We start from the raw sequence: 24,395 nt of genomic DNA on the forward strand, positions 1-24,395 counted from the left end.
TAGCCGCCGGACGCCCGGGGCGGTCCGCCACCTCCCGGCGGACCGCCCCTTTGCATGGAAGCCCCCGTCCGGGCAGCAGAGTCTGTGACGGTGCTCTGTTACAGAGACGACGGCCGACCGTGACGACTCCTACGGAGGGCCGCGACGAGGCGCACCTAGCGTCAGCGGTGTCAGGCTCCCGGCCATCCGGGTCGGGGCCGCACACCAGGAGATCGCCCTATGCCCCGTATCACGGTTTCCCGCTTCACCCTGCCGCTGGCACTGACCGGCGTCGCGGCGGCCGGCATCCTGCTCGCCCCCGCCGCCGCTGCGGACAGCGGCACGGGAGCGCAGCCGTCCGCAGCCCCTGCCCGGGCGGTGCCCACCCTGACGGAGCCTTCGGCCGTTCCGTCCGCCGTTCCGTCCGCCGTCCCGGCGCCGGCTCGCCCCGACGCCACCGGCGGCCAGGTCCGGGCCGTTCCGCGCGGCGGTGCGCAGGCCGGAGAGGCCGACACCGCTCCGTCGGTCGCGATGATGGCGGGCGGTGCCGGGCTGGCCGCCGCAGGCGCCGCCGCCGTGGGCTTTGCCGTCCTGCGTCGCCGTGCCGGTGCACAGGGCTGAGCACGGCCGCAGCCGCCGTGGCCGACACCCCGCGTGGGTGCCGGCCGCGGCGGTCGGCCTGCTTCTGCTCCTGCTGGGCGGCTGCCTGATCGACCGGGCGGCCGACCGGCCCGCGGTGCGGATCGCCGTCTCCACCGCCGAGTCCGGCCCGGGTACATCGGGCCCGGTGCGCGGCGGCGGCTCGCCCCGCCCGGCGGGGCCGTCGGTGCTGGCACCGTCCCGGCCGACCAGGCTGGTGATCCCGGCGGCCGGGGTCGACGCCCCTGTACGGGACCTCGGCCTCAGCCCCGACGGCACGCTCGAAGTACCGCCCATGGACCGGGCCGACGAGGTGGGCTGGTACCGCAATGGACCCACCCCGGGCGCGCTCGGACCGGCCGTCCTGGTCGGCCACTACGACACGGTGCACGGCCCTGCGGTCTTCCACCGCCTGCCGGCGCTGAAGCCGGGCGCCCGCATCCGCATCCTGCGGGAGGACGGGACGACGGCAGTCTTCCGCGTCAGCCGGCTGTTGCAGTACCCGAAGAGCGGCTTCCCCACCGACCTCGTGTACGGCGACACGGACGGCGCCGAGCTCAGACTGATCACCTGCGGCGGCACCGTCGGGGCGGACGGTCACTGGACCGACAACATCATCGTCTTCGCCGACCTCCTTCCGCCCCGGCCGTAGGCTGCGAGGGGTTCCCCGCTCGGCGACCCGCCCGGCGACCCGTCCGGCGAACCCGCCCGGCGACCGGCCCGCGCTCGTGGGCCGGACCCGCAGCGTCCCGCGAGCGCCGGACGCTGCGGGCCGGTGAGGGCGTACACAAGCGCAGGACACAAGCGCGAGAGAGGCGACAGCACGGTGAGGACAGACGGCCGCACAGCCTGGCGGCGGATCACGGGCGCGGTGGCCCTCGCGATGGCGGGCGCGGTACTCGCGGTCGGCTGCGGTGCCCCGGGCCAACTGCACGACGGGGGCCGTACCCGGCCCGTGGCCGTGCGCCCGACCCCGCAGCCGCTCTGGCCGGCGGCCAAGGTCGCGGCCACGCCCACACCCCGGGCCCGGGGCGGGCTGTCGGCCCCCTCGCCCATACCGGGCATCACGGTGGCCTCGGCCGACATCCGCACCGTGTCCGTCACCAAGCTGCTCGCCGGGGACCCGGCCCTGGAACGGGACGAGCGGGCCGTGCTGCCGACCTGCCCCAACTGCGACCTGCTGCCGCCGCAGTACCGGGACCTGACGGGCGACGGCCGACCCGAACTCATCACCGCCCTGGTCACCCCGGGCGACCGCGCGGTGCTGCATGTCTACACCCTGAAGGGGACGCAGATCGTACCCATCCTCAACCTCCCGGTGTCGCCAGGCTTCACCGCCGACACCGTCGGCCGCGACCTGGTCGTCCAGGAGCCGACCACCGCGTCCATCGAGACCAGCAGCCGCTACCAGTGGGACGGCAGCCGACTCGCCTTCGCCGCCCGCCAGATCAAGGCCACCGGGCCCGGCTCCGCAGTGGACGCCCTGGCCTGCATCCCCGGCGTCGCCGACGGCACGGGGGCCGACGCCGAGCCCAGCGCCGTGCCCAGCCCGGCGCCGGTCCGGATGCCGCCCCCGACGGCGGCACCGGAACTGCACCCGGCCTCGCCCGTGCAGCGCGGCCGGGCGGCGCAGCCCGTGCCGTCGGCCGCTCCGGGCCGGGACGGCGGGGTGGCACGATGACCGGCGCCCGACCCGACCCGCCGCGCATCCTGCTGGTGGAGGACGACGAGGTGATCCGCGAGGCCACCCGCATGGCCCTGGAACGCTATGGATTCCCCGTCACCACGGCGGGCGACGGCCTGGAGGGGCTGGAGCGCTTCCGGGCCGACCGGCCCGATGTGCTGCTGCTGGACGTGATGCTGCCGCTGCTGGACGGCGTGGGCCTGTGCCGCCGCATCCGGGAGGAGAGCCAACTGCCCATCCTGATGATGTCGGCCCGCACCGAATCGGTCGACGTGGTCTCCGGGCTGGAGGCCGGGGCGGACGACTACATCGTCAAGCCCTTCGAGAGCGCCGTCCTGGTGGCGCGGATCCGCACCGTGCTGCGCCGCACCCGCGCCGTCGCCGCGCCCCCGCCCGGCGCGGTGGACCCGGCCGGGATATCCGGGACACCCGAGTCGCCCGGGTCACCCGCGTCCCCGGGTACGGCCGTCGAACCGGCGGCGGCTGCGGAACCGGCGGCGGCCGCCGAACCGGCGGGCGGACCGCCGGGCAGGGTGCGGCTCATCGCCGGGCTGGAGGTCGACACCGAGGGCATGGAGGTCAAGGCCGACGGCCGCCGGGTGCCCCTCACCCCCACCGAGTTCCGGCTGCTGCTGGAGTTCACCGCCGCCCCCGGCGTGGTGCTGGAGCGCCAGACCCTGCTGGAGCGGGTCTGGGACTACGCCTGGGGCGCCGACAGCCGGGTCGTGGACGTCCATGTGCAGCGGCTGCGGGCGAAGATCGGCGCCGACCGGATCGAGACCATCCGGGGCTTCGGCTACAAGCTGCGGCGCCCCCGATGACGCTGCGCCGCCAGATCGCCGCCACCGTCGCCGTGGTCTCCTGCCTGGTCGCGCTCACCGTCGGCCTGCTGGTCCACCGGGCCTCCGTCCGCCAGCACACCGACCAGGCGCGCAAGGCAGCGGAGACCGCCCTGACCGCGATGCTCGACCTGTACGACCGCACCGGCGACCTGGCCGGCTGGAACAGCGCCCAGGACTCCGCCGACCTGCCGGACCCGCTGCGCCGACTGGCGCAGCGCGGCCACCGGGGATCGATGCTCGGCCCGGGCCCGAACGGCACCGCGATGTGGGCCGCCGCCGGGACCGGGGGCAAGGTGCTCTCGGTCCGCGTGGACTACGCCGACGACGAACGGGCCATCGCCGACCTGGACCGGGCCATCCTGGTCGCCGTCGCGGCCTCCGTCTTCGTCACCGTGCTCGCCGGAATCCTCGTCGCCGACCGGATCAGCAGCCGGCTGCGCACCGCCGCCCGCAGCGCCCGCACCATCGCCGGCGGCGACTTCACCGCCCGCATCGGACCGCTGGGGCGCACCCGCGACGAGGTCACCGAACTCGCGGCCGCCGTCGACTCCATGTCGGCCGCGCTGCACCGCAGACTGCGGAACGAGCAGCGCTTCACCGCCGATGTCGCCCATGAACTGCGCACCCCGCTCACCGGGCTGGTGACCGCAGCCGAACTGCTGCCCCCGGGACGGCCCACCCAGCTGGTGCGCGACCGGGTACGCGCCCTGCACCGCCTCGTCGAGGACCTGCTGGAGGTCTCCCGGCTGGACGCCCACGCGGTGGCGCCCGACCTGGCGGACGTACGGCTGGGCGAGACGGTGCGGCGGATCGTCGGCGCCACCGGCCTGGACGTCGAGCTGCGGATCGTCTCCGACACCGTCGTCACCACCGATCCACGCCGGCTCGACCGGGTGGTCTCCAACCTGGTGGTCAATGCGCACCGGCATGGCGCACCGCCCGTAGAGGTGGTCGTGGAGGCCGCCGCCGCAGGCCCGGTGATCACCGTGCGCGACCACGGGCCGGGCTATCCGGAACCGCTGCTGCGCGACGGACCGCAGCGGTTCCGCACCGGCGCCGAGGCACGTGGTCGCGGCCACGGGCTGGGCCTGACGATCGCCGAGGGCCACGCCGCTGCACTGGGAGTGGGGATGGAGTACGCCAATGCACCGGGCGGCGGCGCCCGTACGGTGCTGCGACTTCCTCGGCAGCCGGGCCCATCGGCGCCCTGAGCGGACCTCTCTCCTCCGATGGCGTGAATCTGCTTCGGCGACAGTAGACATGCGGGCTCCCCCTGGCTAAGGTTTCTCGTGTAGCCAAGCAAGTCAGCGATACGCGGCAGACACGAACTGGCGCGTGCGGTGTGCGGTACGGCAGTGGAACCCCGGGGCCGGGAAGTAGTCGAAGGCGCCGGAGTTGGCTGCCGGACCGGGCGGCCCTCGGGGTCGCCATCCAGCACCGCAGGAGTTCAGCAGTGCCCGTCCACAGCAGTGACAAGTAAGGAGAGGAGAGCACGCCATCAGGATCGCCCGCCCCGCGGCGACAGCCCGGGCGGGTACCGCAGGCCCCGGATTGGAAGGTGGTCCCCGGTCACGCATCCGCGATCCCCGCATCCCCGCCCCAAGAGGCGGCCGTGCGGACAGAAGGCCGACGGTCTCCGTCGGTAGATGGTGTTGAACCCCTCGGGGCCCCGGTGCTGTACGGCATCGGGGCCCCCTCGACGCGTCCGCATCCCCACGTCCAGATCCCCATCGTCCAGATCCCGACCCCAAGAGGTTGAATGACCCCCGATACCCGCCCCAACCCGGCCGACCGACTCGATGACGACGACTACCCCGCCTACACCATGGGCCGCGCCGCAGAGATCACCGGCACCACCCCGGCCTTCCTGAGGAGCCTCGGCGAAGCCCGCCTGATCACCCCGCTGCGCTCGGACGGCGGCCACCGCCGCTACTCCCGCTACCAGCTGCGCATCGCCGCCCGTGCCCGCGAACTGGTCGACCAGGGCACCCCCGTCGAGGCCGCCTGCCGGATCATCATCCTGGAAGACCAACTCGAAGAGGCCCTGCGGCTCAACGAGGAACTACGCCGCCGCCCTGCCGACGACCCTCACTAGCCGATCTTCTTGGGAGGGCCCATTCGCCCCACCCGGACCGCCCCCGGCGTCGTGGCTCCCGAGCGGGCGGCAGTGAGGATCAGGCGGGTGACGGCCTCGGGGCGGGCGATCATCGCGAGGTGCGGGGAGTCGACCTCGATGGTGTGCGAGTGGGCCCGCCGGGCCTCGAAGCGCTCAAGGGCCGGGGCGATGGTCCTGTCCCGGGTGGCGACCAGGGTCCAGGAGGGGATGGTCTTCCAGGCGGCGGGACCGGCCTTGTCGGCGAACGCCGAGGCGCTGATCGGGCGTTGAGTGGCCGCCAGTACGGCCGTGGTGACCGCCGGAATACCGGCGGCGAACACTGCTCGGAACCTGTCGGGCCTGATGGAGAGTTGGGTGGCGGTGGTTCCGTCGGGCTTGGTGAACGGTGTCGAGGTGAGGGCCGCGTTGAGTTGGCTGCCGGGGAACTTGGCGGACAGGACCGAGAGCACCTCACCCTCGTCGGGGACCAGGGCGGCGATGTAGACCAGCGCTTTGACCTGGGTGTTGCCGAACGCGGCGTTGCTGATCACCGCGCCGCCGTAGGAGTGGCCGACCAGGACGATCGGGCCTCGGATGGTCCGCAGGACGCTGGCGATGTACGCCGAGTCCCCGGGCAGGCCCCGCAGCGGGTTGGCGGGGGCGATGACGTGATAGCCGTCCCGCTGGAGGCGCCGGATGACCGCGTCCCAGCTGGACCCGTCGGCGAAGGCGCCGTGCACCAGCACCACCGTGGGCTTGGCGGCTGCGGCTGCGGCTGCGGTTCCGGTTCGGGCTGCGGTTCGGGCTGCGGCTCCGGCTGCGGCGGGGGAGGCGGTGGCGGCGGCGCCGGCGGTGGTGGCGGCCAACGCGGTTGCCGTGAGCACGGCGGCGAGCACAGAGGCGCGACGAGGACGCGGACGTATGTCAGCGGTGGTCGGCATGGCCATGTGGTCTCTCCTTCGAACGCCTGGTCGACCGTACGACCAGCGTTGCGGACGCCCGCCGACCGGGCGCGCGCAGCGGACCACGCGGGTGAACCGGGTCCGCCGCCCGACCAGGAGTTCAGCGCGGCCCGCCCCCGTCGGTACGGGCCTCGATGGCGTGCAGCACCGCCACCATGTCGGACCCGCCGTACCCCAACGCCACGGTCTCGCCGAAGAGGGCGTGGCAGACATCCAGCAGCGGCGATGCCAGGTCGGACGCCCTGGCGGCCTCGGCGATCAGCCGGTTGTTCTTGAGGACGTCCAGGGCGGCGGCCTGGACGGCGAAGTCGCGGGTCAGCAGCTTGGGGGCCTTCATTCGGGACACGCTGCTCGCCATCGGGCCGGCGTCGAGCACCGCCAGGAACTGCTGCCGGTCCAGGCCGTGCCGATCGGCGAAGTGGAACGCCTCGGTGAGGCCGGTGACCATGGTGATCAGAAACAGGTTCACCGAGAGCTTCATCAGCAGCGCGCTCGGGACCGGTCCGCAGCCGAACGCCTCCCGGCACATCGGCCGGAGCAGCGGGCGGACCGCCTCCACCGCCGTCTGCGCTCCGGCCAGCATCGCCACCAGCTGTCCGGCCTCCGCGGGCTTGCGCGAGCCGGAGACGGGAGCCTCGACATAGCTGCCGCCGGCCGCGTGGATGTCGGCTTCGAGCCCGCGTGAGTAGTCGGGCGAGGTCGTCCCCATGTGGACGATCGTGTGCTGTGCGACCAGGGCGGCGAAGTCCGGTGTGCCACGGCCCAGGGCGGAGTCGATCGCGGCGCCGTCGGCCAGCATGAGGATCACGACGCGGGCCTGCTTGAAGACCTCGGCGGGAGTCGCCGCCACCGTGGCACCGGCCGCACGCAGCGGCTCGCACTTGGCGGCGGTGCGGTTCCAGACGACCAGCGCAGTCCCGGACCGGGCCAGATTGAGGGCCATGGGCTGCCCCATGACGCCAAGGCCCAGGAAACCCACATCCACTGCGCACCGCCCTCTGCTCTGGTCTATGACGCTCGTCATAATAGTGATCCCCATGACGGCCGTCATAGTGGGTCTGTGTGCGTCGTCTATAAGCTGGCCCGGCCTGCGGGGGAGACGACCGTTCCCCCGCCCGTCAGTCGGTTGGAGGTCGGCGATGGCGGTTTCCGAGCGGGGGCCGCGCGAGCGGATGGTGTTCAGCGCGGCGCAGCTCATCCGGCGCGACGGGGTCGCCGCGACGGGCATGCGTGATGTCGTCGCCCATGCGCAGGCGCCGCGCGGATCGCTCCAGCACTACTTCCCCGGCGGCAAGGAGCAGCTTGTCAACGAGGCCGTGGACTGGGCCGGCCGCTATGCCGCCAAGCGCGTCGGCCGCTTCCTCGCCGAGCTGTCCGAGCCGTCCGAGCTGTCCGAGCTGTCCGAGCTGTCCGAGCCGTCCGAGCCGTCGCCGAGCGGGCTCTTCGCCGCGATGGTGCGGCAGTGGACCGATGAGTTCGAGGCGGTCGGGTTCGCGTCGGGTTGCCCTGTTGCGGCGGCGACGGTGGATTGCGCGGAGTCCACCGCCTCCACCAGAGCCGCTGCCGCAGCCGCGTTCGCCCGCTGGAACCGGCCGGTGGCCGAGGCGCTGAGGGAGATGGGCGTCCCGGCCCAGCGGGCCGACGCGCTCGCGACGCTGATGATCAGCGCATTGGAGGGAGCGATCCTGATCGCCAGATCCGAGCAGGACGTCCGCGCCCTCACCACCGTGGCACGGGAACTCGGGCCCCTCCTGGACGGCGCTGTCACCCGAGGGGACTGACGCGGCAGGCGGGGCCCGCCGTGCGGCGGAGGCGTACGGCCTCAGCCGCTGATCCGCAGGGCTGCCACCCCGTCCGGCGTGCCCGCCACCAGCTGCGCGTCCCCGGACAGGACCAGTGCCGTGACGGGGCAGCCGAGCCGCAGGTCCAGCTCGGTACCGACGTCGTCCAGCCGACGCACCCGCAGCAGCCCGTCCGCCCAGGCGGCGGCCACCACCAACCCCCGGTCGATAGCGACGGCGGCCACGGCGGTCACCGGGCAGGGGCGGGCGTCCCACGGTTCGGGCATCGGGTCGGCGCCGGGTCCCCAGAGCCGTACGCAGCCGTCCAGGCCACCGCTGACCAGCAGCGGCACACCCTGGCCGACCGGCGCGTCGGCCGGCAGGGCGACGCCCGAGAGTGCGGTGACCGGTCCCCGGTGGAGCCGGTGCCGCTCCTCCCGCCAGTGCACCCGACCCTCCACGTCGCCCACTGCGGGCGGCTCGCTCGGCAGCCCGGCGAGACAGGCCACCGCGCTCAGCTCGGCGGCGGCCCGCTGCCGCAGCAGATCCAGGGCCGCTGTCAGGTGGTACGGCTCCAGACCGGCCGGTACACCCGAGCCGGCGGCGGCGGCGGGGGCGGCGGTGGCGGTGGCGGGGGCGGCGGCGTCGAAGGCGGCCTGGATACGCGCCCCCACCTGGGCACCCTGGTCGGCGGGGGCCAGCACCTCGGGCACGCCCCAGACGTCCAGCAGGACGACGCTGCCGCCCGGAGCGCAGGCCAGCGACCGCAGCGGCCTGGGCTCGGGGACGGCGATCCGTCCGGTCGGGTGACCGTCGGCCGCCGACAGGATGCGGACGGCGCCCGTCGGGTCGGCCAGCAGCAGCTGCCCGGCGTACGGGCCGGTGCCCGCCGCTGCGGCGGCCACCGGGCCCGGCCAGCGACCGGCCGAGCCCGCAGCGGGACGCCACTGCGCCCATTGCGCCTGCCACCCCGCGCCGGCGGCCGTCGGGGCCAGTCGCTCGGCGGCCGTGTCGTCGCGGCCCAGCAGCCGGGTCCGCAGTACGGCGGCTCGTACGGCCGGGTCGTCCTGCTCGACCAGCGCGGGCCCGGCGGCGTGCCAGGCGGCGGCGAGGGCGGCGTTCGGGGTACCGGCCTCCAGGGCGGCGGTCACCGCCACCGGGTGGGCGTGCACCAGGAAGGCCGGGTCGGAGAGCAGTTCGCCGGAGTTGCCCGCGAGCAGGGTGTGGGTGAGCAGCAGGGACAGCCGGTCGGGGTCGGCCGAGGGCAGGTCGGGGCCTCCGCCGTCGGCCCGGGGCACCGTCCGGGCCAGGGACCGCACCGCTGCGGTGTGGTCCGGTTCGGTGGCCGCGACCACGGAGGGCAGCGGCAGCGGACGCAGCCACCAGCCATCGGCGGCGGGGGTGGCCGCCGGGAGCCATCGGGCGGCCTCCCGGACCGCTTCGGCCTCGCCGTACAGGGCGGTCCAGGCGTCCAGGCCGATGGGGCGGTCCACTGCCGCCAGCGCCGCGACGGCGGCCCTGGCGTTCTCCGGCACCGCCGCCCACCACGCCCGGCAGACGGCCTCCGCCTCCGCGCCGCCCGCCGCCGTGCCCGCAGTCTCTGCGCCGACCGCCCCCGCCGCTGCCTCCGCGTCAACCGCCTTCGCGCTCGCCGCTGCCTCTGCGCCGACCGCCCCCGCCGCCGCGTCGCCCGCACTGGACGGGGCCTGCGGGGTGCGGGCGGCGAGCAGGGCCAGGCCGGGGTTGGGGTACACCTGGTCCGCCGTGAAGGCGGAGTGGCCCCGGGTCGACGCGGCGTACCAGGCGGCGAACCGCTCGCGGTCCGTCCACTGCGGATCGTCCAGGTCCAGCACCGCCGGGTCGGCGACGGCGGTGAAGGCGTCGGCCAGGGCGGAGCCGGTCGCGGCGTCGACGACCATGCGCAGGTGGGGGAGGGCGAGCAGCGGGTCCAGCAGTTCGGAGACCAGGCGCTGCGGCTCGTCGGGCAGCCCGGGGCCGCCCGCCAGGTGCAGGTCGGCGACGCAGACCACGGTGGTGCGGGCGTCCTGCTCCAGCGCGGCGACCAGATCGCCGGGCGTACGGGCGGGGACGTTCAGCTGGGCGGCCATCAGCCAGGTGGCGCTCCGCACCGTGAGACCGGCGGCGGGCAGCAGCGAGTGGACGCGCTGCGTGTGCGGCGTGGCCGGGTCGGTGCAGGCGGCGGCCAGCCATGCCAGCAGGTGGGTGCGGCCGCTGCCCGGCGAACCCGTGACCCGGCAGAGCCGAGGCGCCCGGTCGTCCTGCCGCCAGCCCAGCAGTGCCCGTCCGGCGGGCCGCCGTCCTGCCCGTAGCGGTGGTATCCGGCGCTCTTCCACGGTGCTCTCCTCCCGTGCGCCGGCTACTGCTGCTCGGCCACGTGCATCATCAGGTCCTTGATGCCCTGCTCCCGGGAGTCCGCGGTCTCCCCGTAGTCGAAACTGTGGGTGAACTCGGCCTCCGGGAAGGTACGAGCCATCCACAGCGCACAGTAGTGACCGGGCATCAGACAGGGCTCCAACTCGCAGTAGACCCTGGTGACCGCCTCCGGCTGGACGCCCGCAGCCGAGAGCCGGTGCCACACCAGCTCCTCGGGGTGCGGCAGGCCGGGCGCGGTGGAGTCGGTGACGATCTGGCGTTCGCCGCGCGCGCCGACGTACTCGAAGGCCGCCGAGAAGTGGACGTTCAGCGGGTGGCGGATGTCGTCCAGCACCCGGGGCCACCAGCCCTCGCGGTCCGCGAACGCCGCCTCGTCGATGTCGCGCAGCTCCGCGCGCAGCCGGCGGTAGGTCGCCAGCGCGGCGTCCATGCCATGGGCGTCGTCGATACCGGGCAGCAGCCGGTCCAGGGTCAGCAGCGAGGCGGCGAATGCCTCCGTGGTGCTGTTGACCGGCATCGGTTCGTTCAGCAGCAGCGCCCGTACGCTGCCGTCGTCGGCCAGTCGGAGCTCCGCGCCCCGGTCGCTGCCGAGCCGCAGCCCGCCGTCCTCGGCCTCGTCCCGCACCTCCGGCGCCGCGAAGTACGGCCCCACCTGCACCGGCAGCCCCACGGACCCCAGCAGCCCGGGGCCACCGGCGTACCGGTGCAGTCCACCGGGCCCGAAGTGGGTGGTGAGGGCGGTCTCAAGGTCGCTGCTGCTCATATGCTGAGCCCTTCACTGTCGTCGGCGGCAGGAGCCGACAATACCGGACCGTATGCGGGCGGTTCAGTACAGGAACGAATCGAAGTACTCGCTCCACAGTCCGTCCGGCTGGGCAAACGCGATGGAATCCCTGGTGCCGACCTCATTGCGGACGGATTCCTCGGCCCGGGAGAGATCCTCCTGGTCCGGGTCCTCGCCCGGAATCTCGCGGGCGATGAGGAGAAGGGTGTAGGCAAAGGCGGAGACATCCGCGTTCACCGGCTCGTACAACTCCTCGGCACCCGGCGAGACATAGACGACCCCGGTGTCCCGGTCGATGTAGACGCCGGCGTCGCGGACCGAGATATAGCCGATTTTCAGGAGATCCCGGTCCTCCCAGGCGTCGAGCTCCACCTCGTCCTCGGGCTCGATCGCGCCCCCCGGTGCCCCGGGGTTCGCGGCGGCGACCGCCGAGGTCATCAGGAAGAGACCGGAGCAGTGGGGGATGCCCGTCTCCCAGAGGAAGCGCGCCGTCTCCTGGTGGTGGACCAGGTCGGCGATCTTCTGCTCGTCAGCCCTCAGCAGGTCCCCGGTGGAGGACGCCGGGTCGATGTCGAAGAGCACGTGGGGACTCCCGCCCGCTAGTCGAAGTTCGTGGTGCCCGCGGTGCCGCGGTGGTTTCCGCCCGCATGGTCGGAAACCAGCTGGTCCATATACCTCTGGAACGGCGCATTGCGCAGACCCTTGTCTTTGACCGAGCTGTCGTACTGTACACCATGGGTGACGTCGAGATTGGGGTTGTGATCGGGGTCCTGCACGTACATGTAAAGCCACCGTTCGCATGTTGAACCGCTTTGGCACGGCCTTCGCTCGGTATACAGACCATCGATCCCGTGCTCCTGGCCACCCTTTACGAGCGGGTATCCGATCGAGCGCTCCGAGTGGTTTCTCTTGTTGCTGCTGCGGCCTACCAGTATGTAATCCTTGCCGTCCTCGCCGACATATCGGAGCGACGCGTAGTTGTTGCCCTTGCTGTAGTCCTGCTTGGCCCTTCTGACGTTCTCCACCGCGAGCGAGAGGTCCGACGGCTCGGTGAGGCGCCGGGACTGCACCACATCGGGATCGTCGTTGCCGACGCGCTTCCGGGTCCGCTGGTTGGTGGAGTAGGCCTGCTTCTCCTTCGCGGTCGGGTCGTTGACCTTGCCGTTCGAGGTCACCGAGTCGAGGTGGGTGCCCGTCGTACCGGTCACCTGCGAGAGCTTTCCGTTCTTCAGCTGGTGCACCTGGCCGTCGTCGTCCACGAAGAAGGTCGGGGTGTGCCCGCCGCCCCCTCCCTGCCCGCCGCCGTTGCCGGACCCGCCGTTCCCGGACCCGCCGTTCCCGGACCCGCCGCTTCCGGAGCCCTCGCCGCCGCCGTGTCCGATCCCGCGCGTGTCGTGCTGCCGGTCGAGGCTGTCGAGCTCGGTCCGGTGGTGCTGGTCGGTCTGCTTGGTGTTGCGGTGGTGCTGCTTGACCCGGTCGGCGATGCTGTCGAGGTGGCCGGTGACCTTCCCCAGGCCGTCGTCGAGGACGTCCTCGACCCGCTCGATGGCGCCGACCAGGTGGCCGAAGGCACCTCCCTTGCCACCGCTTCGGCGGCGGCGGGCCGAGCCGGTCCGGAAGTGCGTGTGGCGGTCCCTGGCCTTCTGGCTGGTGGCCTTGAACCCCGAGTGCGCGTTCTCGAAGTCGGCGTCGTCCAGCTCCATCATGTCGCTCATATGCCGAGTCCCTCCCGCACACCGGTCGTACCGGCGTTCAGACCGCTGTCGAGTGCCTTGCCCAGGTCCGGGACGTCGCCGTCACCCAGGTAGCTGTTGAGTCCGTCGGTGGCGAGCTGCACCACGATGCCCTCGATCACCGAGACCACCGCGTCCTCGACCATGCCGGTGGCGTAGTCGATCAGCTGCTGCTCCAGCTCGCGCAGCAGCCGGCGGCAGATCTCCCGGCAGACCGTGGTCTCGGCCAGCGCCGCCGCCTCCGAGAGCCCGAAGGTGAAGGCCGCGGCCGCCGTCGCGGCGGCGATCGAGGCGGCCAGGATGCCCAGCTGGACGACGACCGCGCCCTTGGCTATCTCCACGGCCACCGCCGCCCCGTCCAGCACCGTGCCCATCACCCGCAGGGCGTCGGCGAAGTCCTGGAGGTGCCCCTTGGAGGTCTTCTCCCAGGCGGCGGCGAACGCCTCGATCGCCTCACCTTTGCTGGACCCCGCAGTGAGGTGGTACGACGCCTGCGTCCCCGCCACCCGCAGGTCCTCCAGGTGGTCCGCCATCGCCCGGTAGTCGTCGGCCGAGGCCCGCAGCTCGTCCTCGTCCACATCGGGCCAGTCGATGCCGATCACGTCCAGGAGCCACACCAGCTCGCTCGGCAGCATCACGGACATGCGCTCCCACCCCCGTACTCGCCCACCTGATGTCCAGTCAAACTATCGCGTATCCCACCCGCTTTCACGTGCACATGCCGGATCCGGTTTCCCCCGGGCCCTGTCCTGCCCGCCCATGCCGGGAAGGGAGTGGCGTCGGTGCCGGGGCTGGTGGGGTTGTGCTGTTCGACGGGGGCGTGAATTCGGGCTTTTCGGGGGCGGATGTGACGTGGGTTATATGGCGTGGGTCACATATGGGGCGGTTTGGCATGGTCTGCGGTGTGATCTGGGCAATATGACCTGCCTCACTATGGGCTCGCGTAGTGGATATTTGGGGCGTTCCGGTGCTGTTCGGGGCGGGTGCGGGGTGCTGGAGCCTGCTGGGTGTACGAGGCGCCTTAGTAAGAAGTGGTGATTGACCTGAGGTTTGAGCGCCGTCAACACTCGCTGATATCCCCCGACGGAAGAGGTAATTCCCGTATGCAGTTCTCCGCGATGTCCAAGTTCGGTCACCTGGTCAAGGCCAAGAGGATTTCCGTGGGCGTCGGCGCAGCCGGCGTCGCCGTTCTGGCCGGTGTTGTCGGCGCTTCGCCGGCCTCCGCTGCCACCGCCTCCAGCGCCTCCGCCGCCTCCGCCCGCAGCGGCAGTGTCGACGGCTGGATCAAGCAGTCGCTGTCCGTCATGCACAAGCACGGCATACCCGGCAGCTACAACGGCATCTACCGCAACCTGATGCGCGAATCCAGCGGAAACCCGATGGCCATCAACAACTGGGACTCGAACGCGAGGGCCGGCATCCCGTCGAAGGGGCTGCTCCAGGTCATCGAGCCGACCTTCAAGGCGTACCACGTCAAGGGCACGTCCTGGGACATCTACAACCCGGTCGCGAACATCACCGCCGCCTGCAACTACGCGGCCCATGTCTACGGCTCGATCGACAATGTGAACTCGGCTTACTGAGTGTGAGCGACGGGCCTGCTGCGGACGCGGCCGATCCACCGGATCGGCCGCGTCCGCAGTTGCTTCGCATGCGCGCGGTGCCTGCGATTCGGGAATACTGGTCCCTATCAGCAAGCCGCGCACAAGGAGATGGTCACTGATGACCTCCCATCCTCACTCCGCTTCGGCGGTCACGGGCGCCATCGTGCTGACCCTGACGGTGGCCGCGATGCTGGCCCTGGTGGCGATCCTGCTCTCGACCTGACGCCGACCCGTCCCGACCTGCGCGGACGCGGTCGGCGGAGCCCGCTCGGCGGTGGTCCGATTGGCGTAGCGGGACCGCCAGGGTGAGACTGGGATGCGTGAGGCATGTTCGAAGCATGCGTGCACCCGTCCCCGGTCGAACCGGAACCAGTACAGTCCGAAACCCAGCACAGCACGGACGGGTGTGACCGGCCCCAGCTACGCAAAGGCCGCCGTGCGGCCGATCCGACCGGGTCCTCCCCGAGTGCCCGGCAGCGCATCCCACCGGGACCGGTGCAACTTCCCATGGGAAGGGCTCCAGTCAGATGCCGACCCTTTGCCGTCCTGCCGTAGCGGTTCCCGAACACACCATCTCCATGGCGGAGACGCTTGCCCTGGCCCGCCGGCTGCACGCCGCGCACCCGCAACTCGGCCTGGTCCTGAGGCTCATCGAGAACACGGGTGTGCGTGAGCGCCATCTCGTACGCCCCATCGCCGAGACGCTGATCCACCCGGGCTTTGAAGCGCGCAACGCGGTCTATGAAGAGGAGGCCAAGGCGCGCGTCCCCGAGGTGGTCCGGACGGCGCTGGGCAGTGCCGACATCGGCAGCCGGGACATCGACGCGATCTTCTTTGTCTCCTGCACCGGGTTTCTGATGCCCTCGTTGACCGCGTGGATGATCAACAATCTCGGGTTCCGCAATGACACACGGCAGATCCCCATCGCCCAGCTGGGCTGTGCGGCGGGCGGCGCCGCGATCAACCGGGCGTGCGACTTCTGCCTCGCGTATCCGGAAGCCAACGCCCTGATCGTCGCCTGCGAGTTCTGCTCGCTCTGCTATCAACCCACCGACACCGGTGTGGGATCGCTGCTGTCGAACGGGCTCTTCGGCGACGCGGTGGCTGCCGCAGTGGTCAGAGGCGACGGCGGCGTCGGAGTCCGGCTGGAGCGGAACAGCTCCTACCTGGTGCCCGACACCGAGGAGTGGATCTGCTACGCGGTCAAGGCGACCGGTTTTCACTTCCAGCTGGACAAGCGGGTGCCCACCACGATGGCGATGCTCGCTCCGGCCCTGCACACCCTGGCGGCCAGCCACGGCTGGGATGCCTCGGCGCTCGACTTCTACATCATCCATGCGGGCGGCCCCCGGATCCTCGAAGACCTCCGCCAGATCCTGGGCGTCGAGGCATCGGCCTTCCGGCACAGCAGGGGGACGCTCACCGACTACGGGAACATCGCCAGCGCCGTGGTGCTGGACTCGCTGCGCCGCATGTTCGACGAGGATTCCCTCCCCGACCGGGCCCAGGGGGTGATCGCCGGGTTCGGCCCCGGGATCACCGCCGAGACCTGCGTGGGGACATGGTCGGCGTGACCGAAGACCAGACGACAACCCCCGTGCTGGGGCTGGGAAGAGGAGCACACAGTGGCGACCGAGACCCGCGTATGGGACTGCCCCTTCAACCACAACCAGGCGCTTGAATTCGACCCGCTGCTCAAGCAGTTGCTCACCGAGGCGCCCATCGCCCGCATCAGCATGCCCCATGGCGACGGCCACGCCTGGCTGGTGACCCGGTACGAGGACGTCTCCACCGTGGTCACGGACCAGAGGTTCAGCCGCGCCGCCGGTATCGGGCGAGACCTGCCGAGGATGACGCCCGAGCCGATCGCCCAGAGCGAGGCGATCAACCTGATGGACCCGCCGGCGCACACCCGGCTCCGCAAGCTGGTGGCCAAGGGGTTCACCCCCGCCCAGGTCGAGCAGATGGAGCCCAAGGTGCACGCCATCGTGGACCGTCTGCTGGACGAGATGGCCGCGCAGCCGGCTCCGGTCGACTTCACCCGGCACTTCGCGTCACGGCTGCCGATCACCACCATCTGCGAGGTCCTGGCCATACCCGAGGCCGACCAGCCGCGCATCCGGCAACTCGCGATGGCGATGATGTCCACCTCCTCGGGGCGGCAGGCGACGCGCGAGGCCAAGGCCGAGCTGCGGGCGTACTTCCTGGACCTGTCGGCCCGCCGCAGGGAGCAGCCCGGTGAGGACCTGATCAGCGCGCTGGCCATGGCCCGGGACGGGGACGAACTGCTCGACCCGACGGAGCTGGCCGTTATGGCCATGGTGCTCACGGTCACCGGGCATGACACCAGCACCTACCAGCTCAGCAACATCCTCTACACCCTGCTCACCCACCCCGAGCAGCTGGCACTGCTGCGCTCCCGTCCCGAGCTGCTGAACCAGGCGGTCGAGGAGCTGCTGCGGTTCATCCCGTTCCGCCATGGAGTCGGCATCGCCCGGGTCGCCACGGAGGACGTGGAACTCGGCGGGGTGACGATCCGGGCAGGCGAGGTCGTGCATGTCTCCTACCTCACCGCCAACCACGACCCCGAGGTGTTCGAGCGGCCGGACGAGCTGGACATCGAGCGTCCCCCCGCGATGCATATGACGTTCGGTCACGGCACGCACTACTGCATCGGCGCCAACCTGGCCCGCGCGGAGCTGCGCATCGCCTTCGCATCGCTGCTCCAGCGCTTCCCCGAGCTGCACCTCGCCGTCCCCGCCGAACAGGTCCCGTGGCACATCGGCTCCATCTGGCGCTACCCCGAGGAGCTGCCCATCGCGTGGTAGCCCCGCAGCCCTCCCGTCGGTATCCCGTCACCGGTCCAGCAGGGGTTCGCTCAGCATGGAAGACCTTCATCGTGATGCATCCGGCCTCCCGGCCGACACCCGGGGGCGGCTGGCGGAACTCAATGACACCAAGCGGCGGGCGCGTTGCGGCCCGAGCGGTCGGGCGACCGAGGTGCAGCATGCCAAGGGGAAGCTGACGGCTCGGGAGCGGATCGCGCTGCTGCTGGACGAGGGTTCGTTCAGCGAGGTGGAGCCGCTGCGGCGGCATCGGGCGTCCGGTTTCGGGCTGGAGGCCAACAAGCCCTACACCGATGGTGTGGTGACCGGGTGGGGGACGGTGTACGGGCGGACGGTGGTGGTCTATGCCCATGACTTCCGGATCTTCGGTGGTGCGCTGGGTGAGGCCCATGCGCAGAAGATCCACAAGATCATGGACATGGCCATCTCGGTGGGGGCGCCGCTGGTCTCGCTGAACGACGGCGCGGGTGCCCGGATCCAGGAGGGCGTGACCGCCCTCGCCGGTTACGGCGGCATCTTCCAGCGCAACAGCCGGGCGTCGGGGGTGATCCCGCAGATCTCGGTGATGCTCGGCCCGTGCGCGGGCGGTGCGGCGTACTCGCCGGCGCTGACCGACTTCGTCTTCATGGTCCGCGAGACCTCGCAGATGTTCATCACCGGCCCGGATGTGGTCAAGGCGGTCACCGGCGAGGACACCTCCCATGACGGGCTGGGTGGCGCGGATGTGCACGCGGAGCTGTCCGGGGTGGCGCACTTCGCCTACGACGACGAGCAGACCTGCCTGGAGGAGGTCCGCTATCTGCTCTCGCTCCTCCCGCAGAACAACCGCGAGACACCCCCGGCGGTGCCGGCCGACGACCCGGCCGACCGGCGCTGCGAGGCGCTGCTGGACCTGGTCCCCGCCGACCCGGGCCGCTCCTATGACATGCGCAAGGTGATCGAGGAACTGGTCGACGACGGCCAGTACATGGAGGTCCACGAGCGCTGGGCCACCAACGTCATCGTCGCGCTGGCCCGCCTGGACGGGCGGGTCGTCGGCCTGGTCGCCAACCAGCCGCAGTCCCTCGCCGGGGTGCTGGACATCGAGGCATCCGAGAAGGCCGCCCGCTTTGTGCAGCTGTGCGACGCCTTTGACATCCCGCTGCTCACCCTGCTGGACGTGCCCGGCTTCCTGCCCGGCGTCGACCAGGAGCACGGCGGCATCATCCGGCACGGCGCCAAGCTGCTCTACGCGTACTGCAACGCCACCGTGCCGCGCATCCAGCTGATCCTGCGCAAGGCGTACGGCGGCGCCTATATCGTGATGGACTCCCGCTCCGTCGGTGCCGACCTCTCCTACGCCTGGCCCACCAATGAGATCGCCGTGATGGGCGCCGAGGGCGCCGCCAACGTCATCTTCCGCCGGGAACTCGCCGCCGCCGACGACCCCGAGGCCATGCGGATCCGCATGGTCAAGGAGTACAAGTCCGAGCTGATGCACCCCTACTACGCCGCCGAACGCGGCCTGGTGGACGACGTCATCGACCCCGCCGACACCCGGGCGGTCCTCATCCGCGCCCTCGCCATGCTGCGCACCAAGGACGCGGCCCTGCCGCACCGCAAGCACGGCAACCCGCCGCAGTGAGGACGCGGGTCGAGTCCTCACTGCGGCGGGTGAGGCTCAGCTGCCCGGCTCCGCCTCGGTGAAGAAGCCGCCGAGCAGGCGGGCGTCGACATGGTCCGGGGCCAGCTCGCCGTGCTCGGCGATGACGGCCTCCGCATGGACCTCGGCGTTGTCCTGCGGCTCATAGCCCAGGGCGCGGGCGGTGGAGAGGTCCCACCAGGCGCGGGTGTTGGCGCTGATGCCATTGACCACGGTGTGGCCCACCTCGGGCGCGGTGAGTGCGGCATGCACCAGCCGGCCGCAGTCGTCCGGGCTGAGCCAGGTGGAGAGCATCCGGGTGGAGCGGGGCTTGGGGAAGCAGGAGCCGATCCGGATGGAGACCGTCTGCACGCCGTACTTGTCGGCGTAGAGCGAGGCCAGACCCTCGCCGAACACCTTGGAGAGGCCGTAGTAGGTGTCGGGCCGGGTGGGGACGGAACTGCCGATCAGCTCGCCGCTGCCGGGGGCGGGCAGCGGCACGAAGCCCACCGCGTGGTTGCTGCTGGCGAAGACGATGCGCGGGACGCGCTCCTGCCTGGCCGCCTCATAGAGGTGGTAGGTGCCCTCGATATTGGCGTGCAGGATCGCCGAGAAGCGGTCCTCCAGCGAGATGCCGCCGAGGTGCACGATCGCATCGACGCCGCGTACGGCCCGGCGCACCGCGTCCGCGTCCGCGAGGTCGAAGGTGAGCGCGTCCGGTGCGTCCTCGATGGGCTTGATGTCGGCCAGGCGCAGCTGGTAGCCGTACCCGGGCAGTCGCTCGCGCAGCAGGGTGCCGACGCCGCCGGCGGCACCGGTGAGCAGGACGGTTCGGGGCTGGGACATGACGGGTGGTGCTCCTTACCAGCTGGTGACGGTGTGCGCGCTGATGTGGTCGAGGTCGAAGTCGTCGCCGAGGCCGGGGCGTTGCGGCAGCAGGACCGTGCCGTCCTTGTCCATGGCGTCGACCTGGGAGTGCAGGTGCGGCGGGACCTCGTCGAAGTCGACCTGCGGGTGCAGCAGTCCGCGCTCGTACCAGCGTCCATTGAGGGTGGCGCCGAGCAGCGAGAGGTTGCCGGAGCCGTTGCCGTGCACCTCGCAGTCCATGTTGAACGCCTCGGCGAGGTGCAGGGTGCGGACGGCGGGGGTGATGCCGCCGACGTCGGTGACCCCGGTGCGCAGGATGTCGCAGGCTCCGGCGGTGACCCACTCGGCGCGGGTGAAGTTCTTGCCCCAGCTGGTCTCCGGGCCGATGACCGCGATGTCGAGCTGGTCGGCGAGCCAGCGGTAGGAGGAGACGGACGCCTCCTCCATGGGCTCCTCGAACCAGTAGTAGTCCAGCTCCTGGAGGGCTCGGCCCAGCTTGAGGGCCTCGGTGCGCGAGTACCAGTGGTTGGCGTCCAGCATCAGCTCGATGCCGGGGCCGACGGCTTCGCGGACGGCGGTGCAGGCGGCGATGTCCAGCTCGACGGAAGGGGCACCCGCCACCGGGGGCATCCAGGTGTGCAGCTTGATGGCCCGGTAGCCGCGCTCGACCAGCTGCTCGGCGAAGGCGGCGTAGTCGGCGGGGGTGGCCAGACCGCCGGGGATCTCGTCGCCGCACATGGTGGAGGCATAGGCGGGGACCCGGTCGCGTGCGCCGCCGAGCAGCTTCCACACCGGCAGGGCGGTGCGCTGCCCGGCGAGGTCCCAGAGGGCGAGGTCGACAGAGCCCAGGGCGCGGTCGGTGAGCCTGCCGTGGCCGCCGCGCTGCTTGCGGGCGAGGGAGGTCCAGAGCCGCTCGCGGTCCAGCGGGTCCTGGCCGAGCAGGGCGGGGCGGATGTAGCCGTCCAGTACGGCGGGGCGCAGATGGTCGGGGTGGACGAGGACCCGGCCGCTGACCCCGTCGCTGTCGGTGACGGTGAGCAGCGCCTCCTTGACCTCGTGGGCGGCGGAGGGGTGGCGGTGGCCGTGGGTGTCGACGGCGGTCCTGGCGACGGTGGTGAAGACCGACACCTCGATGCGGGCGATGGTCGCGGACACGGTCGGCTGCCTCCTGGGCGGTGCGGTGGGGGTGGGGGGGAGCCGGGCCGTCCGCAGTCCTCCGGCTGCGGACGGCCCGGCGGGCGGGGCACCGGTCAGTGCTGGGCGTCCCACTTCTTCTTGGCGTCGGTGAACGCGTCCGCGACGGTCTTGGCGAAGTCGGCCGCGCTGAGCCGGCCGAGCAGCACCTTCTGGAACTCCGGCTCGCTGTCGGCCTTGGTGATCTTCGAGTACTGGGGAAGGTACACCGGGGGCTGGACCAGCGTGGTGGTGGTGCCGTTCAGCAGGTCGCCGGCCTGCTTGGTGATGCCGGAGGAGGTGTACCAGCCGTCCTGGTAGGCGTCGGTGTTGGCGGGGATCTGGCCGACCTGCTCGTTCCAGTAGCTGTTGGCGGTGTGCGAGTCCAGGAACTCCATGAACTTCCAAGCCTCGGCCTGGTGCTTGCTGCTCTTGAAGATGCCGAAGCCGTCCACCGGGTTGGCCAGGGTGCTGGTGCCGGCCGGTCCGGCGGGCAGCAGCAGACCGGCCACCTTGTCGCCGAACGCCTTCCTGACGTCGGAGGTGGAGCCCAGGTTGTGGTGCACCATCGAGACCTGGCCGGCGGTGAACTGGGCGATCATCTCCGGGTAGGCGTTGTTGACGTCGGCCTCCGGGGTGGTGGCCTTGTACTGCTCGGCGATCCTCTTGATGAACTCCACGTTCTTGGGGTCGTCCACGGTGGACTTGCCGGAGGAGTCGAACATCTCGGTGACGCCGGAGTAGGCGTATGCCTCGGAGAGGACCTGGAAGACCGAGCCGGCGCCGCCGCGGATGGTCCAGCCGTACTCGTTCCTGCCCTTGTCGGTGAGCTTGGCCGCGTCGGCGAAGAGTTCGTCCCAGGTGGTGGGGGCGGTGAGCCCGGCGGCCTTGAAGCGGTCGGCGCGGTACCAGATGACATCGGTGTTCCCCGAGGACGGCAGGGTGTAGAGCTTGCCGTCGCCGCCCGCGCTCCTGACCGTGGTGAGGAAGGACTCGGAGATCTTTCCGTCGAGGCTGCTCTTGGCGAGCAGGTCGTCCAGCGGGATCAGCGCCTTCTGCGCGGTGAGGGTGCCCAGCAGCGAGGTGGTCGCGCCGCCGATGTCGGGGGTGCCGCCGCCGGCGATGGCGGTGTTGTACTTCTCGCCGATCTCGGAGCTGGTGACGCCGACGTACTTGACGGTGATGTCCGGGTTGGCCGTCTCGAAGTCCTTGATCAGCTTCTTGTAGAGCGGGGTCCGTGCGGGACCGGCGTTGTTGTCCCAGAAGGTGATGGTGACCTTGCCGCCGGATTCCGCGCCGGAGTCGCCGGACGAGCCGCAGGCGGCGAGGGGGAGGAGGACGGCGGCCGTGGCCGCAGCGGCAACCGTGCGCAGCAGGCGCGAACGGGACATGGGTGGGGTCCTTTCGGGGGCGGCTCTGTCAAAGATGCGGGGCGGGGCCTGGGAGTGCGTCGTGGTGCGCGGGGTTGTGGTGCCGTCAGCCCTTTACGGCGCCGGCGCTCAGGCCCTGGACGAGGTAGCGCTGGACCACGGCGAAGACCAGCACCACCGGGACGGCGGCGACCACGCCGCCGGCGGCCAGCGCGCCGAAGTCGACCGTGTTCTCGCCCATGGTGGTGGAGAGGCCGACGGGGACGGTCTGCTTCTCCGGGTCGTTGAGGAACATCAGGGCGAAGAGGAAGTTGTTCCAGCTGCCGATGAAGGCGAAGGAGCCGACGGCCACGATGCCGGGCCGGAGCAGTGGCAGCACCACGGCCAGGAAGGCGCGGATCCGGCCGCAGCCGTCGACCATCGCCGACTCCTCCAGCTCGACCGGCACATTCCTGACGAAGCCGCTCATCAGGATCATCGCCAGCGGCAGTTGGAAGGTGGTCTCGGCGATGACCAGGCTCCAGCGGGAGTCGATCAGGTCGAGGGTGCGGAAGATGTTGAAGAGCGGGATCAGCATCATCGCGCCCGGGACGAACTGGGTGCAGAGCAGCGCCAGCATGAAGGCCCGGCGGCCGCGGAACCGGAACCGGGCCAGCGCATAACCGCCCATCAGGGCGAAGACGGTGACCACGGCGAGCGTCGCCACGGCGACGGCGACGCTGTTGCGGAAGAAGACCGCGAAGCCCATGGTGTCCCACACCGTGTGGAAGTGCTCCGTGGTGAGCGGCCAGGGCAGCAGGCTGGTCGAGCCGACCGGGCGCAGCGCGAAGAGCAGCATCCAGTAGAAGGGGACGACGGTGAAGACGGTGTAGACGGCGAGCGGGAGGAAGAGCCGCAGGGCGCGTCCGTCGCGGCCCCGCCGCCGGGCCGGCGTCGCCGTGGGAGCCGGTGCTGCCTCGGCGGTGCCGCTGGTGCCGCTGGTCGCGCTGCTCGCGGTGGTCATGGCGGGGGTCTCCGGGGAGGCGGTGGTGGTCATGGCGGTCCGCTGGCTCACTTGTCCTCACCGAACTTGCTCAGCCGCAGATAGAGGATCGAGCAGAAGAGCAGGATCACAAAGGCGGCCGTGGTCAGTGCCGAGCCGTAGCCGAAGTCGTAGGACTTGCGGGCGGTCTGGGCCACATAGAGCGGCAGGGTGGTGGTGGCGCCGGCCGGGCCGCCGCCGGTGAGGGTGTAGAGGAGGTCGACGTTGTTGAACTCCCAGACCCCGCGCAGCAGGGTGGCGAGCACGATGGCGTCCCGCAGGTGCGGCAGCGTCACATGGCGGAAGCGGCGGATCCGTCCGGCGCCGTCCACCGAGGCCGCCTCGTACAGCTCCTTGGGGACGGATTGCAGGTCGGCGAGGATGAGGATGGCGAAGAAGGGGACGCCGCGCCAGAGTTCGGCGACGACCGCGGCGGAGAAGACCGTGTCGGGATCGCTGAGTACCGAGGTCCCCTGGCTGCCGAGGCCGGCGTCGGCGAGGTAGTGGAAGACGCCGGTGGCGGGGTTGTAGAGCAGCATCCAGATGCTGGTGGTCAGCACGCCGGAGACGGCCCAGGGGGAGAAGACCAGGGCGCGGGCGACGGCCCGGCCGATGAAGGTCTCATTGACGATCAGGGCGAGTGCCAGGCCCAGCAGCAGTTGCAGGCCCACCTCGGCGACCACCCACTTGGCGGTGAAGCCGAGGCTGTGCCAGAAGAGTTCGTCGTGCAGCAGCCTGCGGAAGTTGCCGAGGCCGGCGAAGCCGTCGTCCCAGGGCTCGGTGAGGTTGCGGTGCTGGAGGCTGTAGTAGACGACGCTGCCGATCGGGAGCAGCAGGAAGGTCGCCAGCAGCAGCAGCGTCGGGGAGATCAGCGCATAGGGGGTCAGCGCCCGCCGCAGCCTGGGCGCCGAGGTGCGTGGGCGCGGTGCCGGCGGGGCGGGTTTCGGCCCGGTGCTTTCGATCCCGGTGTCGGCGAGAGCCATGGCTGTGCTCGCCTCCT

At 71.5% G+C, this 24,395-nt stretch carries 23 protein-coding genes; 11 read left to right on the forward strand and 12 right to left on the reverse strand.

The window, feature by feature from the left end:
• The first annotated feature begins 219 nt into the window (after positions 1-219).
• The 6 genes from C7M71_RS25515 (at position 220) to C7M71_RS25540 (ending at position 5,239) form a co-directional block, all read left to right on the forward strand.
• Positions 220-600 (forward strand): hypothetical protein, encoded by a 381-nt coding sequence (locus C7M71_RS25515; RefSeq protein ID WP_229758906.1) that lies wholly within the window; start codon positions 220-222, stop codon positions 598-600.
• Positions 601-637: 37 nt separating this feature from the next.
• A complete protein-coding gene (locus C7M71_RS25520; protein ID WP_114914562.1) occupies positions 638-1,270 on the forward strand; it encodes a class F sortase in 633 nt (210 codons plus the stop codon).
• A 174-nt stretch (positions 1,271-1,444) separates the two neighbouring features.
• Entirely contained in the window at positions 1,445-2,299 is an 855-nt protein-coding gene (locus C7M71_RS25525) for a hypothetical protein (protein WP_162824368.1), read from the forward strand.
• Positions 2,296-3,123, forward strand: a complete 828-nt coding sequence (locus C7M71_RS25530; protein ID WP_111493585.1) for a response regulator transcription factor — start codon at positions 2,296-2,298, stop codon at positions 3,121-3,123. The genes C7M71_RS25525 and C7M71_RS25530 overlap by 4 nt, the downstream gene beginning before the upstream one ends.
• Positions 3,120-4,355 (forward strand): sensor histidine kinase, encoded by a 1,236-nt coding sequence (locus tag C7M71_RS25535; protein ID WP_111493587.1) that lies wholly within the window; start codon positions 3,120-3,122, stop codon positions 4,353-4,355. The genes C7M71_RS25530 and C7M71_RS25535 overlap by 4 nt, the downstream gene beginning before the upstream one ends.
• 548 nt (positions 4,356-4,903) lie before the next feature.
• On the forward strand, positions 4,904-5,239 hold the full coding sequence (locus C7M71_RS25540; RefSeq protein WP_111493589.1) for a MerR family transcriptional regulator: 336 nt from the start codon (positions 4,904-4,906) through the stop codon (positions 5,237-5,239).
• Here the strand turns inward: C7M71_RS25540 and C7M71_RS25545 are convergent.
• Complete coding sequence (locus C7M71_RS25545) at positions 5,236-6,123, reverse strand: alpha/beta fold hydrolase (RefSeq protein ID WP_229758907.1); 888 nt, start codon at positions 6,121-6,123, stop codon at positions 5,236-5,238. The genes C7M71_RS25540 and C7M71_RS25545 overlap by 4 nt on opposite strands.
• A 178-nt stretch (positions 6,124-6,301) precedes the next feature.
• Positions 6,302-7,186 (reverse strand): NAD(P)-dependent oxidoreductase, encoded by an 885-nt coding sequence (locus C7M71_RS25550; RefSeq protein ID WP_111493593.1) that lies wholly within the window; start codon positions 7,184-7,186, stop codon positions 6,302-6,304.
• A gap of 154 nt (positions 7,187-7,340) precedes the next feature.
• On the opposite strand from C7M71_RS25550, the gene C7M71_RS25555 reads away from it, so the two are divergent.
• Positions 7,341-7,982 (forward strand): TetR/AcrR family transcriptional regulator, encoded by a 642-nt coding sequence (locus tag C7M71_RS25555; RefSeq protein ID WP_111493595.1) that lies wholly within the window; start codon positions 7,341-7,343, stop codon positions 7,980-7,982.
• Between the two features lie 41 nt (positions 7,983-8,023).
• Here C7M71_RS25555 and C7M71_RS25560 read toward each other — a convergent pair whose 3' ends face one another.
• From C7M71_RS25560 to C7M71_RS25580, 5 genes are all read right to left on the reverse strand, one after another.
• The gene (locus C7M71_RS25560; RefSeq protein WP_114914563.1) at positions 8,024-10,336 is read right to left on the reverse strand and encodes a hypothetical protein; all 2,313 of its coding nucleotides are present in this window, start codon (positions 10,334-10,336) and stop codon (positions 8,024-8,026) included.
• Between the two features lie 23 nt (positions 10,337-10,359).
• The gene (locus C7M71_RS25565; RefSeq protein WP_111490217.1) at positions 10,360-11,139 is read right to left on the reverse strand and encodes a nucleic acid/nucleotide deaminase domain-containing protein; all 780 of its coding nucleotides are present in this window, start codon (positions 11,137-11,139) and stop codon (positions 10,360-10,362) included.
• A gap of 63 nt (positions 11,140-11,202) precedes the next feature.
• Positions 11,203-11,742, reverse strand: a complete 540-nt coding sequence (locus C7M71_RS25570; protein ID WP_162824370.1) for an SUKH-4 family immunity protein — start codon at positions 11,740-11,742, stop codon at positions 11,203-11,205.
• 17 nt (positions 11,743-11,759) lie between these two features.
• On the reverse strand, positions 11,760-12,875 hold the full coding sequence (locus C7M71_RS25575; protein ID WP_111490215.1) for a nucleic acid/nucleotide deaminase domain-containing protein: 1,116 nt from the start codon (positions 12,873-12,875) through the stop codon (positions 11,760-11,762).
• On the reverse strand, positions 12,872-13,537 hold the full coding sequence (locus C7M71_RS25580; protein ID WP_111490214.1) for a WXG100 family type VII secretion target: 666 nt from the start codon (positions 13,535-13,537) through the stop codon (positions 12,872-12,874). Before C7M71_RS25580 ends, C7M71_RS25575 begins: the two co-directional genes overlap by 4 nt.
• 474 nt (positions 13,538-14,011) lie before the next feature.
• Between C7M71_RS25580 and C7M71_RS25585 the strand changes: the two genes are divergently transcribed.
• The 4 genes from C7M71_RS25585 to C7M71_RS25600 all read left to right on the forward strand — a co-directional run bounded on the left by C7M71_RS25585 (position 14,012) and on the right by C7M71_RS25600 (position 18,967).
• Entirely contained in the window at positions 14,012-14,476 is a 465-nt protein-coding gene (locus C7M71_RS25585) for a transglycosylase SLT domain-containing protein (protein WP_111490220.1), read from the forward strand.
• A gap of 548 nt (positions 14,477-15,024) precedes the next feature.
• Complete coding sequence (locus C7M71_RS25590; RefSeq protein ID WP_111490213.1) at positions 15,025-16,071, forward strand: type III polyketide synthase; 1,047 nt, start codon at positions 15,025-15,027, stop codon at positions 16,069-16,071.
• 51 nt (positions 16,072-16,122) lie between these two features.
• The gene (locus tag C7M71_RS25595; RefSeq protein WP_111490212.1) at positions 16,123-17,325 is read left to right on the forward strand and encodes a cytochrome P450; all 1,203 of its coding nucleotides are present in this window, start codon (positions 16,123-16,125) and stop codon (positions 17,323-17,325) included.
• A gap of 55 nt (positions 17,326-17,380) precedes the next feature.
• Positions 17,381-18,967 (forward strand): acyl-CoA carboxylase subunit beta, encoded by a 1,587-nt coding sequence (locus C7M71_RS25600; RefSeq protein WP_111490211.1) that lies wholly within the window; start codon positions 17,381-17,383, stop codon positions 18,965-18,967.
• Between the two features lie 36 nt (positions 18,968-19,003).
• On the opposite strand, the gene C7M71_RS25605 is transcribed toward C7M71_RS25600, so the two are convergent.
• The 5 genes from C7M71_RS25605 to C7M71_RS25625 form a co-directional block, all read right to left on the reverse strand.
• Positions 19,004-19,810, reverse strand: a complete 807-nt coding sequence (locus C7M71_RS25605) for an NAD-dependent epimerase/dehydratase family protein (RefSeq protein ID WP_111490210.1) — start codon at positions 19,808-19,810, stop codon at positions 19,004-19,006.
• Between the two features lie 15 nt (positions 19,811-19,825).
• Positions 19,826-20,986, reverse strand: coding sequence for an enolase C-terminal domain-like protein (locus tag C7M71_RS25610; RefSeq protein ID WP_229758908.1), 1,161 nt, complete (start codon positions 20,984-20,986; stop codon positions 19,826-19,828).
• Positions 20,987-21,081: 95 nt separating this feature from the next.
• Positions 21,082-22,395 carry an ABC transporter substrate-binding protein gene (locus C7M71_RS25615; RefSeq protein WP_111490209.1) on the reverse strand — a complete coding sequence of 438 codons (1,314 nt, stop codon included), beginning with the start codon at positions 22,393-22,395 and terminating at the stop codon, positions 21,082-21,084.
• Positions 22,396-22,480: 85 nt separating this feature from the next.
• Positions 22,481-23,377, reverse strand: a complete 897-nt coding sequence (locus C7M71_RS25620) for a carbohydrate ABC transporter permease (protein ID WP_111490218.1) — start codon at positions 23,375-23,377, stop codon at positions 22,481-22,483.
• A 47-nt stretch (positions 23,378-23,424) separates the two neighbouring features.
• A complete protein-coding gene (locus C7M71_RS25625) occupies positions 23,425-24,378 on the reverse strand; it encodes a carbohydrate ABC transporter permease (protein WP_111490208.1) in 954 nt (317 codons plus the stop codon).
• Positions 24,379-24,395: the final 17 nt, after the last annotated feature.

Origin of the sequence: Peterkaempfera bronchialis (assembly GCF_003258605.2) — a bacterium.
Classification (GTDB): Bacteria; Actinomycetota; Actinomycetes; order Streptomycetales; family Streptomycetaceae; genus Peterkaempfera; species Peterkaempfera bronchialis.

What these genes read in the sequence shown, in the direction of transcription:
- C7M71_RS25515 (WP_229758906.1), top strand. Translation starts at nt 220, where the DNA reads ATGCCCCGTATCACGGTTTCCCGCTTCACCCTGCCGCTGGCACTGACC.
- C7M71_RS25530 (WP_111493585.1), top strand. Translation starts at nt 2,296, where the DNA reads ATGACCGGCGCCCGACCCGACCCGCCGCGCATCCTGCTGGTGGAGGAC.
- C7M71_RS25535 (WP_111493587.1), top strand. Translation starts at nt 3,120, where the DNA reads ATGACGCTGCGCCGCCAGATCGCCGCCACCGTCGCCGTGGTCTCCTGC.
- C7M71_RS25540 (WP_111493589.1), top strand. Translation starts at nt 4,904, where the DNA reads ATGACCCCCGATACCCGCCCCAACCCGGCCGACCGACTCGATGACGAC.
- C7M71_RS25555 (WP_111493595.1), top strand. Translation starts at nt 7,341, where the DNA reads ATGGCGGTTTCCGAGCGGGGGCCGCGCGAGCGGATGGTGTTCAGCGCG.
- C7M71_RS25565 (WP_111490217.1), bottom strand. Translation starts at nt 11,139, where the DNA reads ATGAGCAGCAGCGACCTTGAGACCGCCCTCACCACCCACTTCGGGCCC.
- C7M71_RS25575 (WP_111490215.1), bottom strand. Translation starts at nt 12,875, where the DNA reads ATGAGCGACATGATGGAGCTGGACGACGCCGACTTCGAGAACGCGCAC.
- C7M71_RS25580 (WP_111490214.1), bottom strand. Translation starts at nt 13,537, where the DNA reads ATGTCCGTGATGCTGCCGAGCGAGCTGGTGTGGCTCCTGGACGTGATC.
- C7M71_RS25585 (WP_111490220.1), top strand. Translation starts at nt 14,012, where the DNA reads ATGTCCAAGTTCGGTCACCTGGTCAAGGCCAAGAGGATTTCCGTGGGC.
- C7M71_RS25590 (WP_111490213.1), top strand. Translation starts at nt 15,025, where the DNA reads ATGCCGACCCTTTGCCGTCCTGCCGTAGCGGTTCCCGAACACACCATC.
- C7M71_RS25600 (WP_111490211.1), top strand. Translation starts at nt 17,381, where the DNA reads ATGGAAGACCTTCATCGTGATGCATCCGGCCTCCCGGCCGACACCCGG.
- C7M71_RS25605 (WP_111490210.1), bottom strand. Translation starts at nt 19,810, where the DNA reads ATGTCCCAGCCCCGAACCGTCCTGCTCACCGGTGCCGCCGGCGGCGTC.
- C7M71_RS25615 (WP_111490209.1), bottom strand. Translation starts at nt 22,395, where the DNA reads ATGTCCCGTTCGCGCCTGCTGCGCACGGTTGCCGCTGCGGCCACGGCC.
- C7M71_RS25620 (WP_111490218.1), bottom strand. Translation starts at nt 23,377, where the DNA reads ATGACCACCGCGAGCAGCGCGACCAGCGGCACCAGCGGCACCGCCGAG.
- C7M71_RS25625 (WP_111490208.1), bottom strand. Translation starts at nt 24,378, where the DNA reads ATGGCTCTCGCCGACACCGGGATCGAAAGCACCGGGCCGAAACCCGCC.